20 protein-coding genes and 1 other RNA gene are annotated in these 22,142 nt (G+C 40.2%); 16 read left to right on the forward strand and 5 right to left on the reverse strand.

The features are described 5' to 3' along the window. The first annotated feature begins 1 nt into the window (after position 1). From accA to AWM76_RS05060, 3 genes are all read left to right on the forward strand, one after another. Positions 2–832 carry a carboxyltransferase subunit alpha gene (gene accA / locus AWM76_RS05050; RefSeq protein WP_050774114.1) on the forward strand — a complete coding sequence of 277 codons (831 nt, stop codon included), beginning with the start codon at positions 2–4 and terminating at the stop codon, positions 830–832. A 183-nt stretch (positions 833–1,015) separates the two neighbouring features. Continuing rightward, complete coding sequence (locus tag AWM76_RS05055; RefSeq protein WP_003142760.1) at positions 1,016–2,026, forward strand: hypothetical protein; 1,011 nt, start codon at positions 1,016–1,018, stop codon at positions 2,024–2,026. Between the two features lie 32 nt (positions 2,027–2,058). Then, positions 2,059–2,478 carry a ribonuclease HI family protein gene (locus tag AWM76_RS05060; protein ID WP_003142757.1) on the forward strand — a complete coding sequence of 140 codons (420 nt, stop codon included), beginning with the start codon at positions 2,059–2,061 and terminating at the stop codon, positions 2,476–2,478. 125 nt (positions 2,479–2,603) lie between these two features. Here AWM76_RS05060 and AWM76_RS05065 read toward each other — a convergent pair whose 3' ends face one another. The 3 genes from AWM76_RS05065 to gpsB all read right to left on the reverse strand — a co-directional run bounded on the left by AWM76_RS05065 (position 2,604) and on the right by gpsB (position 4,674). Next, the gene (locus AWM76_RS05065) at positions 2,604–3,758 is read right to left on the reverse strand and encodes a THUMP domain-containing class I SAM-dependent RNA methyltransferase (protein WP_003142756.1); all 1,155 of its coding nucleotides are present in this window, start codon (positions 3,756–3,758) and stop codon (positions 2,604–2,606) included. Between the two features lie 115 nt (positions 3,759–3,873). Next, positions 3,874–4,235, reverse strand: an RNA gene (gene rnpB, locus AWM76_RS05070) — RNase P RNA component class B. Between the two features lie 37 nt (positions 4,236–4,272). Then, positions 4,273–4,674, reverse strand: a complete 402-nt coding sequence (gene gpsB, locus AWM76_RS05075) for a cell division regulator GpsB (protein WP_003142755.1) — start codon at positions 4,672–4,674, stop codon at positions 4,273–4,275. 211 nt (positions 4,675–4,885) lie between these two features. Between gpsB and AWM76_RS05080 the strand changes: the two genes are divergently transcribed. The 5 genes from AWM76_RS05080 to dtd all read left to right on the forward strand — a co-directional run bounded on the left by AWM76_RS05080 (position 4,886) and on the right by dtd (position 9,946). Next, a complete protein-coding gene (locus tag AWM76_RS05080; protein ID WP_003142753.1) occupies positions 4,886–5,377 on the forward strand; it encodes a hypothetical protein in 492 nt (163 codons plus the stop codon). Then, entirely contained in the window at positions 5,364–6,323 is a 960-nt protein-coding gene (gene prmA, locus AWM76_RS05085; protein ID WP_003142751.1) for a 50S ribosomal protein L11 methyltransferase, read from the forward strand. The genes AWM76_RS05080 and prmA overlap by 14 nt, the downstream gene beginning before the upstream one ends. A 1-nt stretch (position 6,324) precedes the next feature. Continuing rightward, a complete protein-coding gene (locus AWM76_RS05090; RefSeq protein ID WP_003142749.1) occupies positions 6,325–7,089 on the forward strand; it encodes a 16S rRNA (uracil(1498)-N(3))-methyltransferase in 765 nt (254 codons plus the stop codon). 109 nt (positions 7,090–7,198) lie between these two features. Further along, positions 7,199–9,454 carry a RelA/SpoT family protein gene (locus tag AWM76_RS05095; protein ID WP_003142747.1) on the forward strand — a complete coding sequence of 752 codons (2,256 nt, stop codon included), beginning with the start codon at positions 7,199–7,201 and terminating at the stop codon, positions 9,452–9,454. Positions 9,455–9,496: 42 nt separating this feature from the next. Next, positions 9,497–9,946: a D-aminoacyl-tRNA deacylase gene (gene dtd, locus AWM76_RS05100; protein ID WP_003142745.1), complete on the forward strand. Its 450-nt coding sequence runs from the start codon at positions 9,497–9,499 to the stop codon at positions 9,944–9,946. Positions 9,947–10,047: 101 nt separating this feature from the next. Here the strand turns inward: dtd and AWM76_RS05105 are convergent, their stop codons facing one another. Then, positions 10,048–11,403: an N-acetylmuramoyl-L-alanine amidase family protein gene (locus AWM76_RS05105; protein ID WP_003142744.1), complete on the reverse strand. Its 1,356-nt coding sequence runs from the start codon at positions 11,401–11,403 to the stop codon at positions 10,048–10,050. Between the two features lie 416 nt (positions 11,404–11,819). Here AWM76_RS05105 and hisS point away from each other — a divergent pair, with 416 nt between their 5' ends. The 8 genes from hisS (at position 11,820) to AWM76_RS05145 (ending at position 20,823) form a co-directional block, all read left to right on the forward strand. Next, positions 11,820–13,115 (forward strand): histidine--tRNA ligase, encoded by a 1,296-nt coding sequence (gene hisS, locus AWM76_RS05110; protein ID WP_039935729.1) that lies wholly within the window; start codon positions 11,820–11,822, stop codon positions 13,113–13,115. 55 nt (positions 13,116–13,170) lie between these two features. Further along, entirely contained in the window at positions 13,171–14,943 is a 1,773-nt protein-coding gene (gene aspS, locus AWM76_RS05115) for an aspartate--tRNA ligase (RefSeq protein WP_167541430.1), read from the forward strand. 147 nt (positions 14,944–15,090) lie between these two features. After that, positions 15,091–16,116, forward strand: coding sequence for a signal peptide peptidase SppA (gene sppA, locus AWM76_RS05120; RefSeq protein WP_039935725.1), 1,026 nt, complete (start codon positions 15,091–15,093; stop codon positions 16,114–16,116). Position 16,117: 1 nt separating this feature from the next. Beyond that, on the forward strand, positions 16,118–16,771 hold the full coding sequence (locus AWM76_RS05125) for an RDD family protein (RefSeq protein ID WP_039935723.1): 654 nt from the start codon (positions 16,118–16,120) through the stop codon (positions 16,769–16,771). 279 nt (positions 16,772–17,050) lie between these two features. Beyond that, entirely contained in the window at positions 17,051–17,557 is a 507-nt protein-coding gene (gene pyrR / locus AWM76_RS05130) for a bifunctional pyr operon transcriptional regulator/uracil phosphoribosyltransferase PyrR (RefSeq protein ID WP_003142739.1), read from the forward strand. Positions 17,558–17,705: 148 nt separating this feature from the next. Next, positions 17,706–18,617, forward strand: coding sequence for an aspartate carbamoyltransferase catalytic subunit (locus AWM76_RS05135; protein ID WP_003142738.1), 912 nt, complete (start codon positions 17,706–17,708; stop codon positions 18,615–18,617). Further along, positions 18,592–19,869, forward strand: a complete 1,278-nt coding sequence (locus tag AWM76_RS05140; RefSeq protein WP_039935718.1) for a dihydroorotase — start codon at positions 18,592–18,594, stop codon at positions 19,867–19,869. The genes AWM76_RS05135 and AWM76_RS05140 overlap by 26 nt, the downstream gene beginning before the upstream one ends. Positions 19,870–19,899: 30 nt before the next feature. Further along, on the forward strand, positions 19,900–20,823 hold the full coding sequence (locus tag AWM76_RS05145) for a dihydroorotate dehydrogenase (RefSeq protein ID WP_003142736.1): 924 nt from the start codon (positions 19,900–19,902) through the stop codon (positions 20,821–20,823). 320 nt (positions 20,824–21,143) lie between these two features. On the opposite strand, the gene AWM76_RS05150 is transcribed toward AWM76_RS05145, so the two are convergent. After that, positions 21,144–21,974 (reverse strand): pyruvate, water dikinase regulatory protein, encoded by an 831-nt coding sequence (locus AWM76_RS05150; RefSeq protein WP_003142735.1) that lies wholly within the window; start codon positions 21,972–21,974, stop codon positions 21,144–21,146. Positions 21,975–22,142: the final 168 nt, after the last annotated feature.

Here is a 22,142-nt window from a genome sequence, read left to right on the forward strand (position 1 = left end):
TATGAAACAATTATTAAAAACCGTTGAGCAACCTAATGCGAAAATTACGCAAAAAATCCCTGCAGAAGTGGTAACAGCTTCACGTGATATCAACCGATTAACCACGTCTGAATTGGCTAAGAAAATCTGTGACGTCTTTTATGAGATGCATGGTGACCGTCGTTATGGTGACGACGGCGCGATTGTTGGTGGTGTCGGACAAATTAATGGCCGCGCAGTTACAATTGTTGGAACTGAAAAAGGCCACTCGGTACAAGAAAATATCAAGCGTAACTTTGGGTCGCCTCATGCTGAGGGTTACCGTAAAGCCATTCGTTTGTTTGAACAAGCTGAAAAGTTCAACCGTCCAGTGATTACCATTGTTAATACCTCCGGCGCCTTCTGTGACGTTGAAGCAGAAGACCGGGGGATTGGACAAGCAATAGCTGTATCCATGCAAACAATGGCTGGCTTAACTGTACCAACTATCACGATTTTAATGGGTGAAGGTGGGTCTGGTGGCGCGTTAGCACTTGCTGTTTCAAATAAGGTGTGGATGATGGAGAATGCCATGTATTCAGTCTTATCGCCAGAAGGGTTTGCAACAATTTTATGGAAAGACCCGAGTCGTGTACCAGAAGCTGCTGAATATATGAAATTCACGGCGCCTGACTTGCTAGATTTTAAGGTTATTGATCAAATTATCCCAGAGCATTACGGGAAAAAGGTCTTAGACCACGATGTTCAGGCCCAATTGATTAAAGAAATGGTCTTGAAAGAAATTGACCAGCAATTGGCCATATCAAAAGCAGATTTAATTGCTGCCAAAGAGGCACGCTTTAATCAATTCTAGTCAACTGACAGTTTGAATAAATAACCACTTTTAAAGGAAGGTGTGTCCTATGGTCGCATCTTCTTTTTTCGAATTATTGGATAAAAATATTCATGGATATGATATTGTGATAATATAAGCATAGAAGGAAGGGCGTTTACAGCCTGCATTTCTACCAGAAAATAAGATTTAAGAGGATGTATAATGAGAAACCAAGACAATGATTTTGAACGATCATTTAAATTAGATATTGAAGAAGCGATTCAGCGTATGAAAGCGGGCGAAATGAGTGAATCGCTGAAATTATTGCTGATTGCCCGTAAGAAAAGAAAGAGTGTCGTTGATTTTAGAAATTATATCATCGGCGTTTTATATGAAGAAGAATTAGAAAATGATTTAGTGGATATTTTCTCATTATTGATTGAATTTTATGGGGAAGGTGTAATGGCTAATCCTGATTTAATCGATGTCGAGGCAGAAATTGACTGGAAGTCTTTCTACCAATTTGTGCAAAAAGCCATTCAGGGACAAGTCAAATTGAACCTCCCTCAACACGGTCAAATGACACCCATTATGCAAATTATTATTGTGCCAGAAACGATGGAAAAGTTGGCCCAATTTGAGGCGACTTCAGATGATGATGCTAGTAATGTGGAGGTTTTACAAGGTCTACAAAAGTTATTCGACCAGTTAGTGGCCAGGGATAAACCCTTGACTATCCTTGAGAAGGCGCAGGTCAACCATCTGCTGGAATTGAGCGACAAGGTATCCATCGATAAATTGTTAAGTCTCTTAAATCGGGACCGGGATTTTGTCTTCCAATCGGATATTTTGCTTTATATTTTCCACCATCCACACGAGGACCAGGAAATTACCTTAACCAATATTTACGATGAGGCGACGACCATTTTACTCAGTGACTTATTTGAGATTGAAACCAATAGTCACTTCTTAGACTTGGTTTCCTATGTGGAGGAAGTGTATATCCACGAACCCTATCGCGTAGCCTATTTGATGGAGAATATTTATGATATATACACCGTCATGTACCCATTTGTCGATGATTTAAACCAAATTGACCCAGAAGATATGGTAGAAGCCATTGGCCAATTAATGGAAAGTGGCGATCCACTGGCAATTGACAATCAAGTCGTACAAGATATTTACCAATATTGGTTTTATGAGTATATGCAGAACTTTGCGAGTTTTGAATAAGAAGATGTAATGGATGATTAAAGGGTGATTGGATGTTAAAAATAGCCATAGACGGATCAGTGGACGGGCAATTTGGGCCGGCAGGCGTTGGTATGGTCATTATCCATGACGGGCAACAACGACAAGAGAAATACCCTTTAAGTGGGGAAATGGACAACCATGAGGCCGAATTCCATGCCTTGCTACTATTGTTAGAAAAATTACAAGCTGAAGGACTAGAAAGTGAGTGGATCCTGTGTCAAACAGACTCTAAAATCGTCTTTGATGCCGTTAATAAGAGATTCCATAAACGCGACCCCTATAAAAGTTTGTTAAAGGCCATTTTAAATCAACTAGACCATTTTCCCATGTTTAATCTAAAGTGGGTGCCGGACCAAGCCAATAGAGGGGCAGATAACTTAGCCCGCCAAGCCATGCACCAGGCCAAGAAACTAAGCAACCAGCAGGACTAATTAAGGGATAAATGCAGACTGTCAATCGCATAAACTGGATTTAAATTCGAATAAAAGACACAAAAAAACCAGGTAGCAGGCGAATAAAGCCGTTTACCTGGTTTTTTATTACGATCGTAAATAACTTATTCTGCCTCTACTTTTTTAGGACGTGGTTTGCGCGCGCCCCAGTATTGGAATAGGTCAGTACGGATAGCCCCATTGTATAATTTACGTTTCTTAGTCGCTTTCTCACCGTAGTATTCTTCAAAGGCTAAGTCAGAGGTCAGGATGTATTTGCTCCAAGTTTTCATTGGCCGGTAAAGATCACCCATTTGTCTGTATAACTTATGCACGTACTCTTCGTCATTCAAACGCTCACCGTATGGTGGGTTGGCTACGATAACGCCGTATTCTTTATTCGTTGTAAAGTCAGATAATTGCATTTGTTTGAATTCAATTTGATCCCCGACACCAGCTGCTTCTGCATTGGCTTTTGCGATTTCAATCATCCGGTGGTCAATATCTGATCCCATGATATCTAATTGAATGTCATGACGGATAGCCGCTTTAGCCTCTTCACGGGCTTTTGAATATTCACGGTTATTGAAGATATCCCATTCCTCAGAAATGAAGGCACGGTTAATCCCTGGGGCAATATTTTTCCCGATTAATGCCGCTTCAATGGTTAGGGTACCTGAACCACATGTTGGATCGTAAAATGGCTTGTCAGGGAACCAGTTAGTTAATTTAACTAGGGCTGCAGCCATGTTTTCTTTAAGTGGTGCGCCACCTTTTTCAGTACGGTAACCACGTTTGAATAGGGAAGAGCCAGACGTATCAATAGTAATCAAGGCTTCGTCCTTGTGGATGCTCACTTCAATAGGGTATTTAGCGCCTGTTTCAGGTAACATACCACGGCGGTGGTAGTGGTCGCTCAGACGGTTAACAATCGCTTTTTTCACGATTTTTTGCACGTTAGGAACAGAATGCAATTTTGAATTGACTGATTTACCTGATACTGGGAACTCTGCGTCCATTGGTAGAATATCTTCCCAAGGGATAGCCTTAGTCGATTCAAATAATTGGTCGAAGGTGATAGCTTTGAAATCGCCCATGACGATTTTGATACGGTCCGCAGTCCGTAAGTTAATATTTGTTCGAGCTACGTCATCAAGACTGCCTTCAAAGCGGGCACGGCCATTTTCTACTTGAACCTCGTAACCCATGTCACGTAATTCTTTGCCGACTAAGGCTTCAATCCCTGCGGCAGCTGTTGCGATAAGTGGATATGTTGTCATATTGTACTCCTTTTGGGTGGTAAAGCTTCGTCTTATATTTAAGTCTATTTTACCATGATTTCATCTTAATAAAAAAAGGTTGGAAAAGAATCCAACCTTTTGCCTGTTTGTAAATTTCGATAAGCCATGTTCTGTTCCCCGATATTACAGGTTTAATACCGGTTCGGTAATCATCTGTCTACTAAATAATTAGTCTCTTATTCCGTTTGTTTCCAGTCAAAGAGCGCCCCTACCAATGTTTGGGTTGCTCGCTCGAGGGGTTTACCGCGTTCCATTCAACTACTTTCATAGTTGACTCGTCTCTGTGGCACTTTCAAACTTACTAGCACATAGTCCAAAGACCTTAGTGGGTTCTGTTGCCGTCAAATTAATGCTTTAGCTTATTTTTTCGCTAAACACGAACACTACAAGCGTTTCAGCTTGTGCGAGCATGGACTTTCCTCAGGTATAAGTATATACCCGCGATTACCTGAAATTTACAACTCCTAATGATAACACGAAAGTGATCAAATGACTAGTTATTTTCAAAAATAATAGTATGATCTTTCGTATCGCCTTTGTTCTCTTCACTAGCATCTACTGTATTTTCGGCTTTGGCGTTTTGGCCACCGAATACAGCTTTTTCTAACTTAGACAAGCGACGTAGAATGTCATAGTTGGTTGTCCCTTTTGATTGAGGTACTGTTGTAGATTTTGAGCGTTGGTTAGCGGCTTGGCGGCCACTTTCACTTAGACCGGTTGAGTGTTTTGCACGCTCTAACTCATTTTTAAGTGAGGCAATTTCTTTTTCATATGACTCATAGTCACGAATGATTAAGTCTAAGAATTCGTCTACTTCCTCTGTGTTGAATCCACGAAGAGCAGGTTTAAATTCTTTCTGTAAAATATCTTTTGTCGTCAAATTACGATCGGCCATTTAAATAACACCTCATCATTTATATTTCTAACTTCTATTATAGCACAGCTTTCATTATTTGTAATAAATGTAATATAATAATAGTTTAAGATTCTATCAAATTCAACAACAATCAATAGCTTAATTGAATCCGTTAGAACATTGGCGCGGTAGTTATTTTCGTGTGGGTATATTATAATAATTAAAAAAGACGAAAGTGAGGAATCAACAGATGCACACCGTATACACTTTTCTTGAAGAAACGTTAGAGAATAGCCACATTGATATTCCTTGGCGCTTATCCTATGTATCAGTAGCTAAACAGGTGGTATTACAAACTTATCTGCCAGTGGTTGCCAGTGATGAAATCACTTTTTTAGACAAAAATAACCAACCTTTAGAAGGTATCGATTACTTAGAATTGAAGTTTATTTTTACAGCTGACCACCGTGCTAATCAAACAGAGAACGGGATTTTTATTATTCAACCAAAAGACACTGAACAGTTTCAAAAAGGGCACTTAGATATTCTAGCCCAAGAAATTAGCCATCTTTTATATGAAGCCCGCTTGCAAATTAATGAATTAGTTAAAGGGGAAAGAATGGCGGTTGATTTGAAATGGCCAGCAGAAGAAGTCGACCAAATGATCACAACAAGAAGAGCCATTAAGCGCTATGATGACAGCTTATTGTATTTAGGAGATGATACGAATGACTTGGTATGAGGTAACAATTGAAACAGATAATAAAAGTGAAAATCTATTAACTGAAATTTTGTGGGGCTTAGACTCTGCTGGGGTGTCCATCAAAGACGAGCAAGACTATATTGACTGGTCAGATGACGGCTTTGGTTCAGTGAAGAATGACCAGCCGGCACCAGGAACCTATGAAGTTAACCCGGTAGTTTTAGGTTACTTTTCAGACGATAAAAATATCGAAGACATCATCTCTGAAATCAAAACCTACCAAGCAAACTACAATAAGGAATTAGCAGCGGACCAACAAATTGTTATCCATGACATCCGCTATAGTCCCTTAGAAGATAAGGACTGGGAAACAGCTTGGCAGGCCTACTATGAACCAATCCATGTATCGCGCTTTATGGATATTGTGCCAATTTGGGAGAAAGACGACCAAGTAGCTGATCCGAAGAAAACCACTTTATTCCTAGATCCAGGTATGGCCTTTGGGACCGGTTCACATGAAACCACTAAGCTGGCATTACGTTTACTGGAAATCGCTATGGCTGGCGGGGAAGATGTCATTGATGTGGGGACTGGGTCTGGTGTCTTAGCCATCGCTGCGAAGAAATTAGGCGCTAATGACGTCGCTGCTTATGATTATGACGGGTCCATTTTAGATATTACCCGCAATAATTTCGCTTTAAATGATGTAGAAGACGCTATTTCCGTTGCACAAAACAACATCTTGAATGATATCGATACTCAAGTGGATATCATCACAGCCAATATCCTATTTGAAATCCTAGAACCCCTGATCCCGCAAGCATACACCAACCTAAAAGCAGGCGGGCAATTGGTGCTATCAGGTATTTTCCATGACAAGAAAGACGACATGTTGGCCTTACTTGCTGCCAATGATTTTACCGTCGAAATCGTTATGAACATGGGTGAATGGTACGGTATTTTAGCCCATAAAGGACAAGATTAAGATGCAAAGATATTTTATCGAAGAGGAAACCGTTCAATTAAATGACCAAATAGAGATGGATAAAGAGGCTTACCATCATATGCTCAACGTTATGCGGATGCAGATTGGGGACCAGGTAATGCTAGTCACCCAAACTGAACAGGTATTTATCGGCGAACTTATATCTGATCAAGGGAAAAAGGCAGTCCTTCGCTTAGTTGAATTGCGGGAAGAAATTAAAGAAATCCCTGTCGATACCACACTATTTGTCGGCCTACCTAAAGGCGACAAGCTAGATCTAATCGTACAAAAGGCCACCGAATTAGGGGCCCGTCATATTGTGCCAGTTGCCATGCGGTATTCCGTCACTAAATGGGACCAAAAGAAAGCGGGCAAAAAAATTGACCGTTTGAAAAAGATTGCCAAGGAAGCTGCTGAGCAATCTCATAGAACTTTTGTCCCAACCATCGAAGATTTGCATAGTGTTAGCATGGTAAAAAATAGACTAGGTGAATTTGACCAAGTTTGCGTGGCTTATGAAGAGGTGGCCAAGTCGGGTGAAGCGGCCCTTTTGGCAAAGACTTATGCCTCGCTAAAAGCCAAGGACCGTATTGCCTTCATTACCGGACCTGAAGGGGGCATTCATTCAGATGAAATTGCCGACTTCACTGACGGCTTAGATCATGTGCACTTGTGCGGGTTAGGGCCACGGATTTTACGGACAGAAACAGCACCCTTATATTTATTATCAAGTCTGTCATTTGCAACAGAATTATTAGGTGACTAAGAAGGGTTTGATAGGGTTTCTAGTCCATTTATATGGTAAAATAGGAGAAATATACAATCTAAATATGATGCCAACCATATAAGTTATACCAAGGAAAGTAGGTGGTAACATGCCGAATAAAAAGAACTATACAAAAGCAGAAGTTTTAGCCTTATGTGCTAGCTACATGTCTGAAGCGAAGGTGGACTATGTCCAGAAGGCAGCAGACTTTGCTGAACGTGCACATATTGAGCAAATCAGAAAATCAGGCGAACCGTACTTTGTACATCCAGTTCAAGTAGCAGGTATTTTAGCCGAATTGAAAATGGACCCGGATACAGTCATTACTGGGTTCTTGCATGATGTTGTGGAAGATACCGGTATCTCATTAGACGATATCGCCTACTTCTTCTCACCAACAATTGCCACCCTAGTAGATGGCGTCACCAAATTAGGGAAATTTAAATATAAGTCACATGAAGAGCAATTAGCTGAGAACCACCGTAAAATGTTGCTAGCCATGGCCAACGATTTACGGGTCATCATGGTGAAATTAGCCGACCGTTTGCATAATATGCGGACCCTAAAATGGCATAAGCCAGAGAAGCAAGTGATTATTTCTACAGAAACATTAGAAATTTACGCTCCCCTAGCTGACCGTTTAGGTATGAACCAGATTAAATGGGAACTAGAAGATACAGCGCTTCGCTATATAGATCCAGAATCGTATTATTCAATTGTTCAGTTGGTAGATTCAAAACGCGACGAGCGGGCTGAATTTATTCAAACGACTATTGATGAATTAGAGTCACAAGTAAAGGGAGCTATTACTGGTAAATTTGAAATTTACGGCCGGCCTAAACACATCTATTCTATTTACCGGAAGATGAAAGACCAAGGCAAGGAGTTCGACCAGATTTTTGATCTACAAGCTATTCGGGTTTTAGTGGAATCTGTTCGTGACTGTTATGCGGTACTTGGGATTGTTCATACCAACTGGAAGCCCTTACCAGGCCGGTTTAAAGACTACATTGCCATGCCAAAAGCTAACATGTACCAGTCTATCCATACAACCGTAGTTGGTAAACAGCCAAGTCCGGTAGAAGTGCAAATTAGAACCTACGAAATGCACGAGGTTGCTGAGTACGGGGTTGCTGCGCATTGGGCTTACAAAATGGGTAACCATGAAAAGGTGGAGGCTTCACCTTTAGACGCCCAGCTAGATTGGTTTAACCAAATTGCGGAGTTGCAGGACGAATCTAAAGATGCCACCGATTTCATGGAAAGCGTGAAAGAGGACATTTTCCAAGATAATGTCTATGTATTCACCCCAACTGGCGACGTGACTGAATTACCAGCGGGTTCCTACCCATTAGACTTCGCCTACTCTATCCATTCAGAAGTCGGGAATAAGACGATTGGAGCTAAGGTTAACGGCAAGATTGAACCTTTGAATTACCAATTGAAAAATGGTGACATCGTGGAAATTCTAACGTCACCGAATTCGGCAGGACCATCGCGTGACTGGGTAAACTTGGTGAAAACTTCGCGGGCCCGCAACCGTATCAAGCGATTCTTTAAATTGCAGGACCGTGACCAAGCGGTAGAACAAGGTCGACATGCGCTTGAAGAAACCCTTGATAATCTAGGTTTCAAATTAAAAGATGTCTACAAAAAAGAAGATATCAGTAAAACATTAGACCGGTTCAACTTCTCGACTGAAGAAGACTTGTTTGCGGCGATTGGCTTTGGCGAATTATCATCAACTGCAGTCGCTAACCGTTTAACTGAGCGGGAACGCCGGTTACGTGCAGCTGAGAAGAACAGAGAATCCGTTGAAGAGACCCTGAAAGAATCAGGCGAACAGAAGAAACTCAGCAAGACTCAAAAGCAATCTAGTCATGTGCGCCGTAAAGCGTCTAAATCTAGTTCTGGTGTCATTGTTGAAGGTTTGGATTCACTCCTAGTCCGACTAGCCCATTGTTGCAATCCTGTACCAGGAGACGATATTGTGGGGTATATCACTAAAGGGAGAGGAGTTTCCGTCCACCGCAGAGACTGTAAGAATGTGCAGGTCCCTGAGGATGAACAAGACCGCTTGATTTCAGTTGAGTGGGAAGATGCCAGCAAGAATGTGGATAACCAATATGAAGTGGAAATTGTGGTTGAAGGTGAAGACCGGTCTGGCTTCTTGAATGAGGTGTTACAGATCATCACGCCGATTGCTGGATCAGTTACCAATATTAACGGTAACGTCAACCATGACGATAATTCTGTCAAAGTGAGACTTCGTTTTGTCATTCAAAACGTCAATCAACTGGATAAGATTATCGACCGGGTGAAGAATATTCCGGATGTTTATACGGTTGCCCGTGCTAAGGAATAAAGTAAGAATTGATCGTAATGAGAAATTTATTGGAGGGTTTGAATGCGAATTATCGTGCAAAGAGTTAGTCAAGCTAACGTTGCCATTGATGAAAAAGTTGTTGGTGAAATTAGTAAAGGGTTTGTACTTTTAGTCGGCGTTCATGATGATGACACGGCGGAAACTGTGGCATATATGGCTAGAAAGATTGCAAATATGCGGATTTTCGCTGACGAGGATGATAAGTTGAACCTGAACATCGACCAGGTGTCTGGTGCAATATTATCTATTTCGCAATTTACCCTTTATGCTAGAACTAAAAAAGGCAACCGACCATCATTTATCGATGCTGCCAAACCAAACCACGGCGATAAAATGTATCAATTATTAAATGAAACATTACGTAATGAATATGGGTTAAAGGTTGCAGAGGGTGAATTTGGTGCCGATATGCAGGTATCACTCATCAATGACGGTCCAGTGACCATCATATTAGACTCGGATGAAGGTTAGCATGAAGATTAAGATAGATCAAACATAAAAAAATACCGATTGCTAGAGAATTTCCGGCAATCGGTATTTTTCTTGTTTTGGCAGTAGTGACAAAAAATCAATTATTGATAGTAAATCACTAAAGCGTTGTAAATGGCGTCGGCAACTTGGTTCCAGTATTCTTCTTGACTGAATACGGCCACGTCACTTGGTGTTGACATGTATCCAAGTTCTAGTAGGACACCTTCGCCAGCTAATTCTCGGATAACTTGGAAGTCACCGAATTTAACACCGTTAGATTCTAATGGTAATTGTTCCATTAATTGGGCTTGAATCTCATGGGCTACTGGGATGGAATCGTCGCCGTAGTAGTAAGCTGTTGTGCCGGATGCACCTGTTGATTCAATTGCATCATAGTGGAAGGAAATCAATAGGTCAGCGTCTGCTTGGTTGGCTGTATATGGAATATCAGCTAAAGCAACATCTGAATCATCATCTCGGGTTAAAATCACATTTACGCCTGCTGCTTCAAGTTTTTCCTTAACGGTTAGGGCAGTTTGTAAGGTGACTTCTTTTTCATATAGACCGTCTGTTACAGCACCTGGGTCGATACCACCGTGACCTGGGTCTAATACAATGGTCCGGCCGGCTAATGTACTGGTTGCTTCCACTGCTTTTGCTTTATCCGCCATGGCAGTTGAATCACTTTCTGATAACCAGTTAACGATATACCCCTCAGTACCATCGACTGAGCGAACATGGTAGTATTCATTTTCTTGACCAAGGTAGGCAAATTGTTCGTTTAGGGCACCTTTGGCTAAGATTTCAGAGTCTTTATTGGCTTCGCTACGAATATTTACCCCATCAGCAGTTGCCTTGACAGTAAAGTTGTAATCAGATAGAAATTCATCGAAAGTTGATTGTTCTTCTTCTGTAATTTCAGTATTTTCCTCGTAGGCAATTGTTCCTGGTGTCACATCGATTTCTGTTTGTTTCACCCAACCAATTTCACCAGAAAGTTGAATTTGGGCCCAACCATCCGCTTGGTGTAAGATTTGGTATTTTGAATTCTTTTCGGCAGATGTTAAGACCGTCGCGTCCTCTGAGTTTTCTTCGTAGATTTGAATATCATCTATTAAGGTTGTGGCAATGAAATCAGAGGAATCGATATCTTGGTTATCAGCTAACCAAGTTGGTATCCAACCCACTTCATTGTTATCAAGTAGGACATAGTACCAATTATTTTCTTGTCTGAGTATTCGATAAGGATTACTGCCGTCAAGTTGGTCTTTAATATCATAAGTTATCCCAGGTCCTTCACGAAGGTTGACAACATTGGTAGATAGTTCTTTATAGGATGCTTTGTTGTATTGATATAATTGTAATGAGGAGAAACCAACGATTCCTGTTACAAAAATAAGATAGAGTAGATAGACTACTTTATTTTGTTGGAAGTGGTTCTCAGAATGATTTGTCAATTCGCGTACACCTCAGTAATTCACCAGAAATTCCGGTAGAAAAATTTTATATTTTTGCTAAAATTTGGTATTATTATAACTCAGTTTACCTTTCTTGTGATAACTGAACAACTAGAAAATATACTATCTTGACACTTTTTTTGTTTTGATATAAGATAGGGAACGAATAATCCAATGAAAGAGCAAGAATAATTGTCGACATTTCTAGAGAGAGCTAACGGGTGAGAATGCTCAATGTCATTTATTTGCAAACACTCTGGAGGAGAATAGTGCAAAGCTATTCCGTCACGCACGTTACGCGGCAAGCAACAGCCATAGCTGTTGAAATTAAGGTGGTACCACGAAGTTAACTCGTCCTTATATTCCTATTGTTGGAATGTAAGGCGAGTTTTTTATTTTTATTTTAAAGGAGGGGTATTGTGATTCAACGACCAAAAGGGACTGCAGACATCTTACCTGAAGATATGAATTTATGGCATTTTATAGAGGAAACTGCCAGAAGAATTCTAAACCAATATCGTTATTTTGAGATTCGTACACCCATGTTTGAAAGTTATGAATTATTTTCCCGTAGTGTAGGAGAAACAACAGATGTAGTGTCTAAAGAAATGTATGATTTTTATGACAAGGGTAACCGTCATATTGCCTTGAAACCTGAGGGAACAGCACCAATTGTCCGGGCGTATGTGGAAAATAAATTATACGCACCTGAACAGGTGAAACCTTATAAAGTCTACTATATGGGACCAATGTTCCGTTATGAAAGACCGCAAAGCGGCCGTTTACGCCAATTCCATCAAATCGGTGTTGAAGTATTTGGTGAAGCAAATGCTGCCAAAGATGTAGAAACGATTGCTTTAGCTATGGACCTATTCAAATCGCTAAATATCCAACATATCAAGCTAGTGATCAATTCATTAGGGGATACAAGTTCGCGTCTTGCATACCGCCAAGCCCTAATTGACTACCTAACACCATTTACGGAGGAATTATCTGAAGAGTCAAAAACACGTCTACATAAAAATCCGTTACGTGTATTGGATTCAAAAGATAAAAAAGATATCGAAATCGTGGCCAATGCGCCATCAATCTTGGATTACCTTTCTGAAGAATCAACTAAACGCTTTAATGAAGTGCAATCATTATTAACAGCCTTAGGTATTGAATTTGAAATCGATCCAAATATGGTACGTGGTTTAGACTACTACCAAGACACAATCTTCGAAATTATGTCTGAAGATAAAGTCTTTGGTGCCCAAACAACAATTTGTGGTGGGGGTAATTATGACGGCCTAGTCCAAGAGATTTCAGATGGTAAAGAATCTGCTCCAGGATTTGGTTTCGGTTTAGGAATCGAGCGTTTAATCTTATTGATGAAGGCGCAAGAAGTTCAAGTACCAGACATGCATGAGCTTGACGTTTATGTGGTGAATATCGGAGACGGTACGGATGAAGCAGCGATGAAAGTTTTACAATATGTTCGTCACGCTGGTTTTTCAGCTGACCGAAACTTCTTTGGTGCCAAACCTAAAAAACAATTTAGAGACGCCAATAAACTAGGTGCAGACTTGGTTGTTACTATTGGGGAATCTGAATTGGAAAATAACCAAATCACGGTTAAACATATGACCTCTGGTAAAGAAGCTGCCTACCCGCTAGAAAAATTTGCGGATGATTTTGCAAGCATTTACCAAGAATTAAACCAAAAATAGTGATGTTTAAATAGAGATACGAAACAAAAGAGATTTAAAATAAAAGGAGCTGCATATAATGCAACGTAGTGTGTATTGTGGAAATGTGTCTAACGAATTCGTTGGACAAACTGTTACATTAAAAGGATGGGTACAAAAACGTCGTGACCTAGGTGGGGTAATCTTTGTTGATTTACGCGACCGCGAGGGTATCGTTCAAGCTGTATTCAACGTTGAAAACTTAGGGGACCAATTCGCTGAGGCTGAACGTTTACGTTCTGAGTACGTGATTGAGGTAACTGGTGAAGTTGTGTTACGTGGTGAAGGATTAGCGAACCCGAAAATTAAAACTGGGGACATTGAAGTAATGGTTTCTGATTTAACAATCTTAAACATTTCAAAAACACCACCATTCCCAGTTGAAGATGACATTGATGTAAACGACGAAATTCGTATGAAATACCGTTACGTAGATTTACGTCGTCCAAAAATGGCGAATAACATGAAATTACGTCATCAAGTAGTATCTACAATTCATCGTTACTTAGACGATCAAGAATTTATCGAAGTAGAAACACCTTACTTAACAAAATCTACACCAGAGGGTGCGCGTGACTACTTAGTACCATCTCGTGTACATCCAGGTGAATTCTATGCATTACCGCAATCTCCACAATTATTTAAACAATTGTTGATGTCTGCCGGTATGGACCGTTACTACCAAGTTGTTCGTTGTTTCCGTGATGAAGATTTACGTGGAGACCGTCAACCAGAATTTACGCAAATCGATTTAGAAACAACTTTCTTAACACAAGAAGAAATTCGTGATTTAGTAGAAGGTATGTTGAAAACAGTTGTGAAACGTACTAAAAACATTGATATCACTGAAAACTTCCCAATCATTACTTATGACGATGCAATGGCACGTTATGGAAACGACAAACCAGATACGCGTTTCGGTTTAGAATTGGTGGAAATTTCTGATATCGTTGATCAATACGAATTCAAAGTATTCAACCAAGCAATTGAAAAAGGTGGCATCGTTAAAGCCATCAATATTAAAGGTGCTGGTGACAACTATTCTCGTAAAGACTTAGATAACTTAACACCATTTGCATCTACATACGGGGCTAAAGGTGTAGCTTGGATCAAAGTGACTGACGAAGGTTTATCAGGTCCTATTGGTAAATTCTTTAAAGACAATCCTGCACCATTGATGGACCGTTTACAAGCTGAAACTGGTGATGTCTTAGTATTCGTTGCAGACAAAGAATCTGTAGTTAACCAATCATTATCTGAAATCCGCTTGAAATTCGGTCGCGAATTAGACTTAATGGACAAAAACCAATTCAACTTCCTATGGGTAACAAACTGGCCATTGCTTGAGTACGATGAAGATACAAAACGATTCAATGCAATGCACCACCCATTCACTATGCCTAACGAGGAAGACGTGGATAAATTAGCTGAAAACCCAGAAGACGTATACGCACAAGCTTACGATATCGTTTTAAATGGTTACGAAATCGGGGGTGGATCATTACGTATCTACCAAAAAGACATGCAAATGCAAATGTTCAAAGCTTTAGGCTTTACAGAAGAATCTGCAATTTCTCAATTTGGCTTTTTATTAAATGCTTTAGACTATGGTTTCCCACCACACGGCGGATTAGCTTTAGGTCTAGACCGTTTAGTAATGTTATTAGCTGGTGAAGAAAACATCCGTGAAGTGATTGCCTTCCCTAAAAATGGTCGTGCATTTGACCCACTAACAGAAGCCCCAAGCCAAGTATCAGAACAACAATTAGAAGAATTATCATTATCAATCACTACAATTGATTTTGATTAAGTTAAAAAAATGGCCTCAGGGCCATTTTTTTATATTCACAGGAAACTTGAATTGTCATATCTAATAATCTTGAAGTGTATATATATGTCATATGGTAGAATATACTTAGACATATATTTACTTTTTATTTGGAGGAGGATTAAGTTAATGAGTAAAAAATCATGGATATTAGCAATTGTTGCTGTTATTATCCTCGCACTGGGTGCATTTGGTAGCCAATTGACTAGCCAAACCAATATCAATAATTTGCTTGCTGGAGGATCAAATGCCTTTTCAAACGCGCAAAATATTATTGAAACAGGTGACACAAACCGTCAGGTGGCGGTGTTAGAAATCGATGGAACGATTGCAGATAACTCTGGGTCAGGTGCTTTTTCTGAAGGAATGGATTACCAGGGTATCCTAGATGCTATTGAAGGAATTAAAGAAAATGACAACATTCAAGCGCTATTATTAACCGTCAATTCACCAGGTGGTGGGGTATACGAAAGTACAGAATTATATAACGCCTTACTTGACTTAAAAGAAAGCCGTGAAATCCCAATTTATGTTTCTATGGGACAAATGGCTGCTTCAGGTGGTTATATGATTTCAATGGTTGGTGACCAAATCTATACGGATAGTGAAACAACTACTGGTTCAATTGGTGTCATCATGCAAGTGCCGAACTTCTCAGGCTTTATGGAAGAGCATGGTTTAGCTATGGACACCTATAAATCAGGGGCATTGAAAGATATGGGTTCATCATTTAGAGGTGCTTCTGATGAAGAAAAAAACGTATTAAATTCTTTCATTCAAGAGAAATACAACCGTTTTGTTGAGATTGTAGCGAATGGCCGCGGTATGTCAACTGATGACGTGAAAAAATTAGCTGATGGCCGTATTTATTCAGGAAGTCAAGCCGTTGAAAATGGCTTAGCTGACCAAATTGGGTACGAAGAAGATGCTTTAGCAGCCTTAAGAGCTGATAACAACCTGGAAACAGCTACCGTTGTAGACTACTCACCTACATCTGCTACTTCATGGCTGACTGATTTTATGTCATTATTAGCTGAGAAAAACTTATTTACTGGTCAATCAGAAACCAATACAGCGGATGAAATGACGCAAATTTTAGAGGTTTTAGAAGATACCTCAACACCTCAATTCTATTACATGTACGGAGGTGAATAAGATGTTTAAACGCCGTAAAAAAGCTAAGGATAATCAAGACAGTGTTGAATTGCCGAAGCTAAATGAACGTCTTTATGAAGGGTCAGTAGAAACAGATTTTAAAGAAAAACGTCGTGAACGCAAAATTAAATCTTTGCAAGCTTCACCGCAAGAAATCTTTTCAAATTATCGCCGTAACCTAGAAGCAGATATTGCTTCAGGCTATGCTCGTAATCTATATGGCGGTTTCTGGATTCGTTTGGTTGCCTTCTTAATTGATTTACTGATGGTATACGCCTTACGTTTACTAGTCACGGGTGTCTTAAATGCAGTAACACAAGGCGCTTATAGCACCTTACCTGCTGCAGTAACTTTCCTAGTCGATCAATTCGTCTTAATTGCCTACTTTACCTTGTCCACATTCTGGACCAATGGCCAAACGATTGGTAAAGGGTTACTAGGGCTTCAAGTTGTAACCAACAAGCAATACAAATTATCCTTTATGACATGTTTACTTCGTGAAGGTTTAGGGAAAGTGATTTTAACGACAATTCCGTTTTTAGGTTTGATGGTTGTCTTTTCAAACAAGCGTCAAAATTTCATGGATTACTTTACAGATACAAATGTCATTTCATTAGGACAATTTGCTATGTTGTTTGAAGAAAATGCGATTTAATAATTTACAAAAGGTGTAGCTAAAACGCTACACCTTTTGTGGTACTTTGGATAATGAAAACAGCACCATTTATTGCACCAATTGAATAACTCTTGATTTTTTTGTTAGGTGCGTTATAATAATGAGAAATATATGAAAACCTTTAACTTGCGTCCAGAGAGACGAAGAAGGCATGACACGTCTAGTTTTTAACCGAATGGGGAAAGACTACTTCTTTTTGCGCACGCAAGTAGGGAAGTAGTCTTTTTTCTTACTTAAGCAAATAATGGAGGTCATACCATGGTAAAAGTGATTATGAATGAAAAAGAAATTGGCCGCGCTTTAACACGTTTGTCTCATGAAATTATCGAACGTTACAAGGGTATTGATAATTTGGTGCTTGTTGGGATTGAAACGAGAGGTGTTCCTTTAGCTGAACGTCTAGCTGCTAAAATTGAAGAAATTGAAGGAGTTGTTCCTGTCGAAAAAATCAATATCGATGGTTATCGTGATGACGCAGAAGAAGCTATTCAAGTGGCAAAAAAAGGGACAGATTTAACGGGTAAAAAGGTCATCTTGGTAGATGATGTTTTATATACTGGCCGGACAACACGTGCTGCTTTAGATGCTTGTGTTGACCTAGGTCGTCCAGCTGAGATTGCCTTAGCAGTTTTAGTTGATCGTGGACATAGAGAATTTCCAATACGTGCAGATTTTGTCGGGAAAAATATTCCAACTGCTCGCGAAGAAGATGTGGTTGTGGCTTTAAATGAAGTAGATGATAAAGACGAGGTTTTAATTAAATAGGCGTAGTGTATTACTTTAAGTGGGTCCGAGAGGCTACAAGTGATTTTTCTATGTGAACTGGTTTTTGTGGAACCAGTGTATTCACCTAGCGAAGTGCTTGTAGACATGGATCTACAAGCACTTTTTTCCGATGAAAGTAGGTATATGAATGCGACATTTCTTATCTGTAGAACAATTTACCAATGAAGAATTTATGATGTTAGTGAGGCGAGCATCTGACTTTAAACATGGACGAGACAGTTTTAAGAGCGACCGAACGATCGTGAACATGTTCTTTGAAAATTCAACGCGAACTAAAATGAGTTTTGAGATGGCTGAACACAAAATTGGCATGCATCAGATGAATTTTGACGTAACAACGTCATCCGTTAATAAAGGGGAGTCTTTATACGACTCAGTCTTGACCATGCAAGCAATCGGTGCCGACATTGTGGTTATCCGCCATCCTGACGCTAATTATCCTGACCAACTGGTTAACCTTGATGTGCAGGTGGTTAACGCGGGTTCAGGAGCAGGTCAACATCCATCCCAATCTTTACTTGATATTATGACTATTTACGAAGAATTCGGTGACTTTAGAGACTTAGATATCGCTATTATTGGTGATATCATGTACTCAAGGGTAGCCGTTTCCAATATGATGATGCTAAATCAACTAGGGGCGAATGTAATTTTTGCTGGGCCAGACCAGTACTTTGATAAGCGTTATGAAAAATTTGGTGAGTGGATGTCAGTTGACGACGCTGTAAAAACGGCAGATGTCGTGATGATGCTAAGGGTTCAATTGGAACGGCATCCAAACGGGGACAAGCCTTTTGAAAAGGCCGACTATCATGAACAATTCGGTTTAACGCGTGAACGATTCCAAACCATGAAAGACCATGCCATTATCATGCACCCGGCGCCAGTTAACCGGGATGTTGAGATTGCGGATGAATTGATCGAATGCGAGAAGAGTCGGATTGTGTCACAGATGTCAAATGGGGTTTATGCACGTATTGCAATTTTGGAATGGGTATTGAAAGGAAGATATGATGAGCTTAATAATCACAAATGGTAAACAGGTTACAAAAGATAACCAACTAGTAGATATTCATTTAAAAATTGACGGCCAAAAGATTGTCGCAGTTAGCGCGCAATTAGATTTCGACGTTGCGGATACGGACCAAGTGATTGATGTGGCTGGGAAATTAGTCACACCAGGATTGACAGATGTGCACGTCCACTTCCGCCAACCCGGTTTTGAAGATAAAGAAACCATTTTAACTGGTAGTCAAGCAGCAGCACGCGGTGGTTTTGCCAGAGTGGCAGCCATGCCTAACTTGAATCCAGCACCTGATACACCAGAAAAATTAACAGCGATTCAATCATTGATTGACCAAGATGCAGTTGTTGAGGTCTTACAATATGCACCAATTACAGGTAACCTAAAATCAGATGACTTAGTTGACATGGAGCATATGCCAGAAGCCTTTGCCTTTACCAATGACGGGTTTGGGGTTCAAACAGCCGGCACTATGTACTTGGCTATGAAAGAAGCGGCCCGAGTAGGTAAGCCAATCGTTGCTCATACGGAAGACGAAAGTCTATTGTTCGGTGGCGTGATGCATGAAGGGATTAAAAACAAGGAGTTAGGGTTACCTGGTATCTTGAATGCAACTGAATCAAGCCAAATCGCTCGTGATATCCATTTAGCAGAAGAAACTGGCGTTCATTACCACGTTTGTCATGTGTCAACAAAAGCATCTGTTGCTGCCATTCGCGACGGTAAAGCGCGCGGTGTACATGTGACAGCCGAAGTGGCGCCTCATCACTTAATCTTAAATGAATTAGATATTCCTTCAGATGACGCAACTTACAAGATGAACCCACCTTTACGCGGTGAAGAAGACCAAGCAGCCTTATTAGAAGGGTTATTGGACGGGACTTTAGACATGGTCGCAACTGACCACGCACCCCATACTTCAGCAGAGAAGGCCAACGGTTTTATGCATTCACCATTTGGGATTGTGGGTATTGAAACGGCCTTCGCAGTGATGTACACAAATTTTGTAAAAACTGGCATAATGTCGCTAGCATTTTTATTAGAAAAAATGGCAACTGCGCCGACTGAAGTTTTCGGCTTAACACCTGCAAAGCTTGCAGTTGACAGCCCAGCCAATATTGCAGTTTTTGATCTAGATCAAGCATATACAATTGATCCTGCTGACTACTTGTCAAAATCACAAGTTACGCCATTCAACGGTGAAGAAGTGTACGGTATGTGTGCCTTGACCGTTTTCCAAGGGGAAGTTGTTTACGAGCAAAAATAATCCAAGTAAAGCTTATTGAAGGAGGCTATTATGTCACGTTTAAGTGTAAAATTACCAGGTTTAGAATTGAAGAACCCTATTATGCCGGCATCAGGCTGTTTCGGCTACGGTGAAGGGTTCGCGGACAAATATGACTTAAGTATCTTAGGGGCTTTAGTGGACAAATCGACAACTGTTGAAGTGCGAAAAGGGAATCCAGATCCACGCTACTTCCACTCTGGCCAACGTATTTTAAATTCAGTTGGCTTAAAAAACCCAGGTGTTGAAGGCGTCTTAGCGGAAAAGTTACCCTATTTGGCTCAATTTGATGTGCCTATTATCCAAAGTGTAGCAGGTTCAACTGTAGAAGACTATGTAGAAGCTACAAGAGCTTTATCGCAGCCTGAAAATGTTAAAGCAATCGAATTAAATATCTCTTGCCCAAACGTTAAGTTAGGTGGTCTACAATTCGGGACTGATCCAGAAGTAGCTGCTGATTTAACAAAACAAGTCAAAGCAGCAACAGACTTACCTGTATATGTAAAATTAACGCCAAACGTAACGGACATTACGGCAATTGCTAAAGCGGTAGAAGCTGCCGGTGCAGATGCCATTGTCATGATCAATACGATTACAGGTCAAACATTTGACTTAGAAACAAGACAACCTGTTTTAGGTGGGATTACCGGTGGTTTATCAGGCTCTTCAGTGAAATATGTAGCTCTTCGAATGGTTCGTCAAGTAGCCCAAGTGGTGGATATTCCAATTATTGGAGTAGGTGGGATTGAAAGTATCGACGATGTTTTAGAAATGATCATCGCGGGCGCAACAGCCGTCCAAGTTGGATCAGCTAACTACGCCAACCCAATGATTTGTAAGGAAATCATCGAAGGCTTGCCAGCACGCATGGATGAATTGAACATTGAATCCATTGAAAAATTAGTCGCGGAAATGAAAATGATGATCAAACAATAAATAGATTGAAAAACAGCGCTCATGACAATCATGACGCTGTTTTTTTATTTTATAGTGTTATTTTAAGCTGAGCGATTTCGCTCTCACCCTGGGTAGTCGCGTTCGAGCCTCCAGAAAGGAATGCATTTCAGTTTAAGTTGTAGCTCACTTCGCCATCTACTGCCTTAAACTTCCAATGATCCTGTCTGAACGTCGGCTCTCTCACCCTGGGTAGTCGGGTTTGAGCCTCAAGACAGGACTGCATTTCAGTTTAAGTTGTAGCTGACTTCGCCCATCTACTGCCTTAAACTTCCAATGTTCCTGTCTGAACGTCGGCTCTCTCACCCTGAGGTTTTGGTTGAGTTGAAGAACATGATGATCAACGTGGCTGTTTCTTCAATTGACCGATCAGCCACGTTGATGACTGGACAATTCAACTCTTCGTAAAGTTTGTTGGCGTAGGCCAATTCTTTTTCAATGCGGGCATCATCTGTATACAGACTGGCATTTTCAATCCCATATGACCGCATACGTTCGCGACGAAACTTATTTAAAACATTGACGTCATTGGTCAAACCAATAATTTTTGACCGCTCAATTTCATAAATAATATCTGGGATTCTAGATTCTGGGACCAACGGCAGGTTGGCCACCTTATAACCCATATTCGCAAGATACATACTTAATGGCGTTTTAGACGTTCTAGAAATTCCTAATAAAACGATATCTGCGTCGATAAAGCGTTTGGGTTGTTGGCCGTCATCGTTGTTGACTGCAAACTCTAAGGCCTCAATTCGTTTGTAGTATTCATCGTCAAGTTGGTGGCGAATACCCGGTTTTCCGGACGGTTTCACATTTGTTTGACTCACAATCTGATCCATTAATTTGTCAAGGACATTCAAGTAGAAAATCCCCGCCATTTCACAATAATCTTCCGCAATTTTATTAAGGTCTTTATTGATGAAAGAAGCAACGATGGATGCTTTTTCAATTTTTGCCTGTTTTAAAATAGGTAGCAGCATGTCGTCGTGTTGGATGAAAGGGTAATTAGTGATATCAAATTCAACGGATGGAAATTGAACGGACACGCTTTGGAAAATATCATTCACTAGCGATCCAACTGCATCCGAAATCAGGAAATATTTTGGCTTTTGTGGTGTGTCTTGGCTCATCTTTTTGCCTCCAATAATCTATATATTAAGTTTATTCTATCATATATAATGTGTCAGAAGAATCGAAGATAAAAACAATTTGAATTCGAAACAAAAACATGGTATATTAATAATACGAATTCGAAATATAAAAACTTAAAAGATATTTTATTAAAAGGGAGCGGCAAT

Source organism: Aerococcus viridans, assembly GCF_001543285.1.
Lineage (GTDB): Bacteria > Bacillota > Bacilli > Lactobacillales > Aerococcaceae > Aerococcus > Aerococcus viridans.

Bases quoted from the DNA above. Each gene is read 5' to 3' on its own strand.
- AWM76_RS05150 (WP_003142735.1), bottom strand. From the start codon at position 21,974: ATGAGCCAAGACACACCACAAAAGCCAAAATATTTCCTGATTTCGGAT.
- AWM76_RS05145 (WP_003142736.1), top strand. From the start codon at position 19,900: ATGTCACGTTTAAGTGTAAAATTACCAGGTTTAGAATTGAAGAACCCT.
- prmA (WP_003142751.1), top strand. From the start codon at position 5,364: ATGACTTGGTATGAGGTAACAATTGAAACAGATAATAAAAGTGAAAAT.
- AWM76_RS05055 (WP_003142760.1), top strand. From the start codon at position 1,016: ATGAGAAACCAAGACAATGATTTTGAACGATCATTTAAATTAGATATT.
- dtd (WP_003142745.1), top strand. From the start codon at position 9,497: ATGCGAATTATCGTGCAAAGAGTTAGTCAAGCTAACGTTGCCATTGAT.
- AWM76_RS05135 (WP_003142738.1), top strand. From the start codon at position 17,706: ATGCGACATTTCTTATCTGTAGAACAATTTACCAATGAAGAATTTATG.
- AWM76_RS05125 (WP_039935723.1), top strand. From the start codon at position 16,118: ATGTTTAAACGCCGTAAAAAAGCTAAGGATAATCAAGACAGTGTTGAA.
- accA (WP_050774114.1), top strand. From the start codon at position 2: ATGAAACAATTATTAAAAACCGTTGAGCAACCTAATGCGAAAATTACG.
- AWM76_RS05095 (WP_003142747.1), top strand. From the start codon at position 7,199: ATGCCGAATAAAAAGAACTATACAAAAGCAGAAGTTTTAGCCTTATGT.
- sppA (WP_039935725.1), top strand. From the start codon at position 15,091: ATGAGTAAAAAATCATGGATATTAGCAATTGTTGCTGTTATTATCCTC.
- pyrR (WP_003142739.1), top strand. From the start codon at position 17,051: ATGGTAAAAGTGATTATGAATGAAAAAGAAATTGGCCGCGCTTTAACA.
- AWM76_RS05080 (WP_003142753.1), top strand. From the start codon at position 4,886: ATGCACACCGTATACACTTTTCTTGAAGAAACGTTAGAGAATAGCCAC.
- AWM76_RS05060 (WP_003142757.1), top strand. From the start codon at position 2,059: ATGTTAAAAATAGCCATAGACGGATCAGTGGACGGGCAATTTGGGCCG.
- AWM76_RS05140 (WP_039935718.1), top strand. From the start codon at position 18,592: ATGAGCTTAATAATCACAAATGGTAAACAGGTTACAAAAGATAACCAA.
- AWM76_RS05065 (WP_003142756.1), bottom strand. From the start codon at position 3,758: ATGACAACATATCCACTTATCGCAACAGCTGCCGCAGGGATTGAAGCC.
- gpsB (WP_003142755.1), bottom strand. From the start codon at position 4,674: ATGGCCGATCGTAATTTGACGACAAAAGATATTTTACAGAAAGAATTT.
- AWM76_RS05090 (WP_003142749.1), top strand. From the start codon at position 6,325: ATGCAAAGATATTTTATCGAAGAGGAAACCGTTCAATTAAATGACCAA.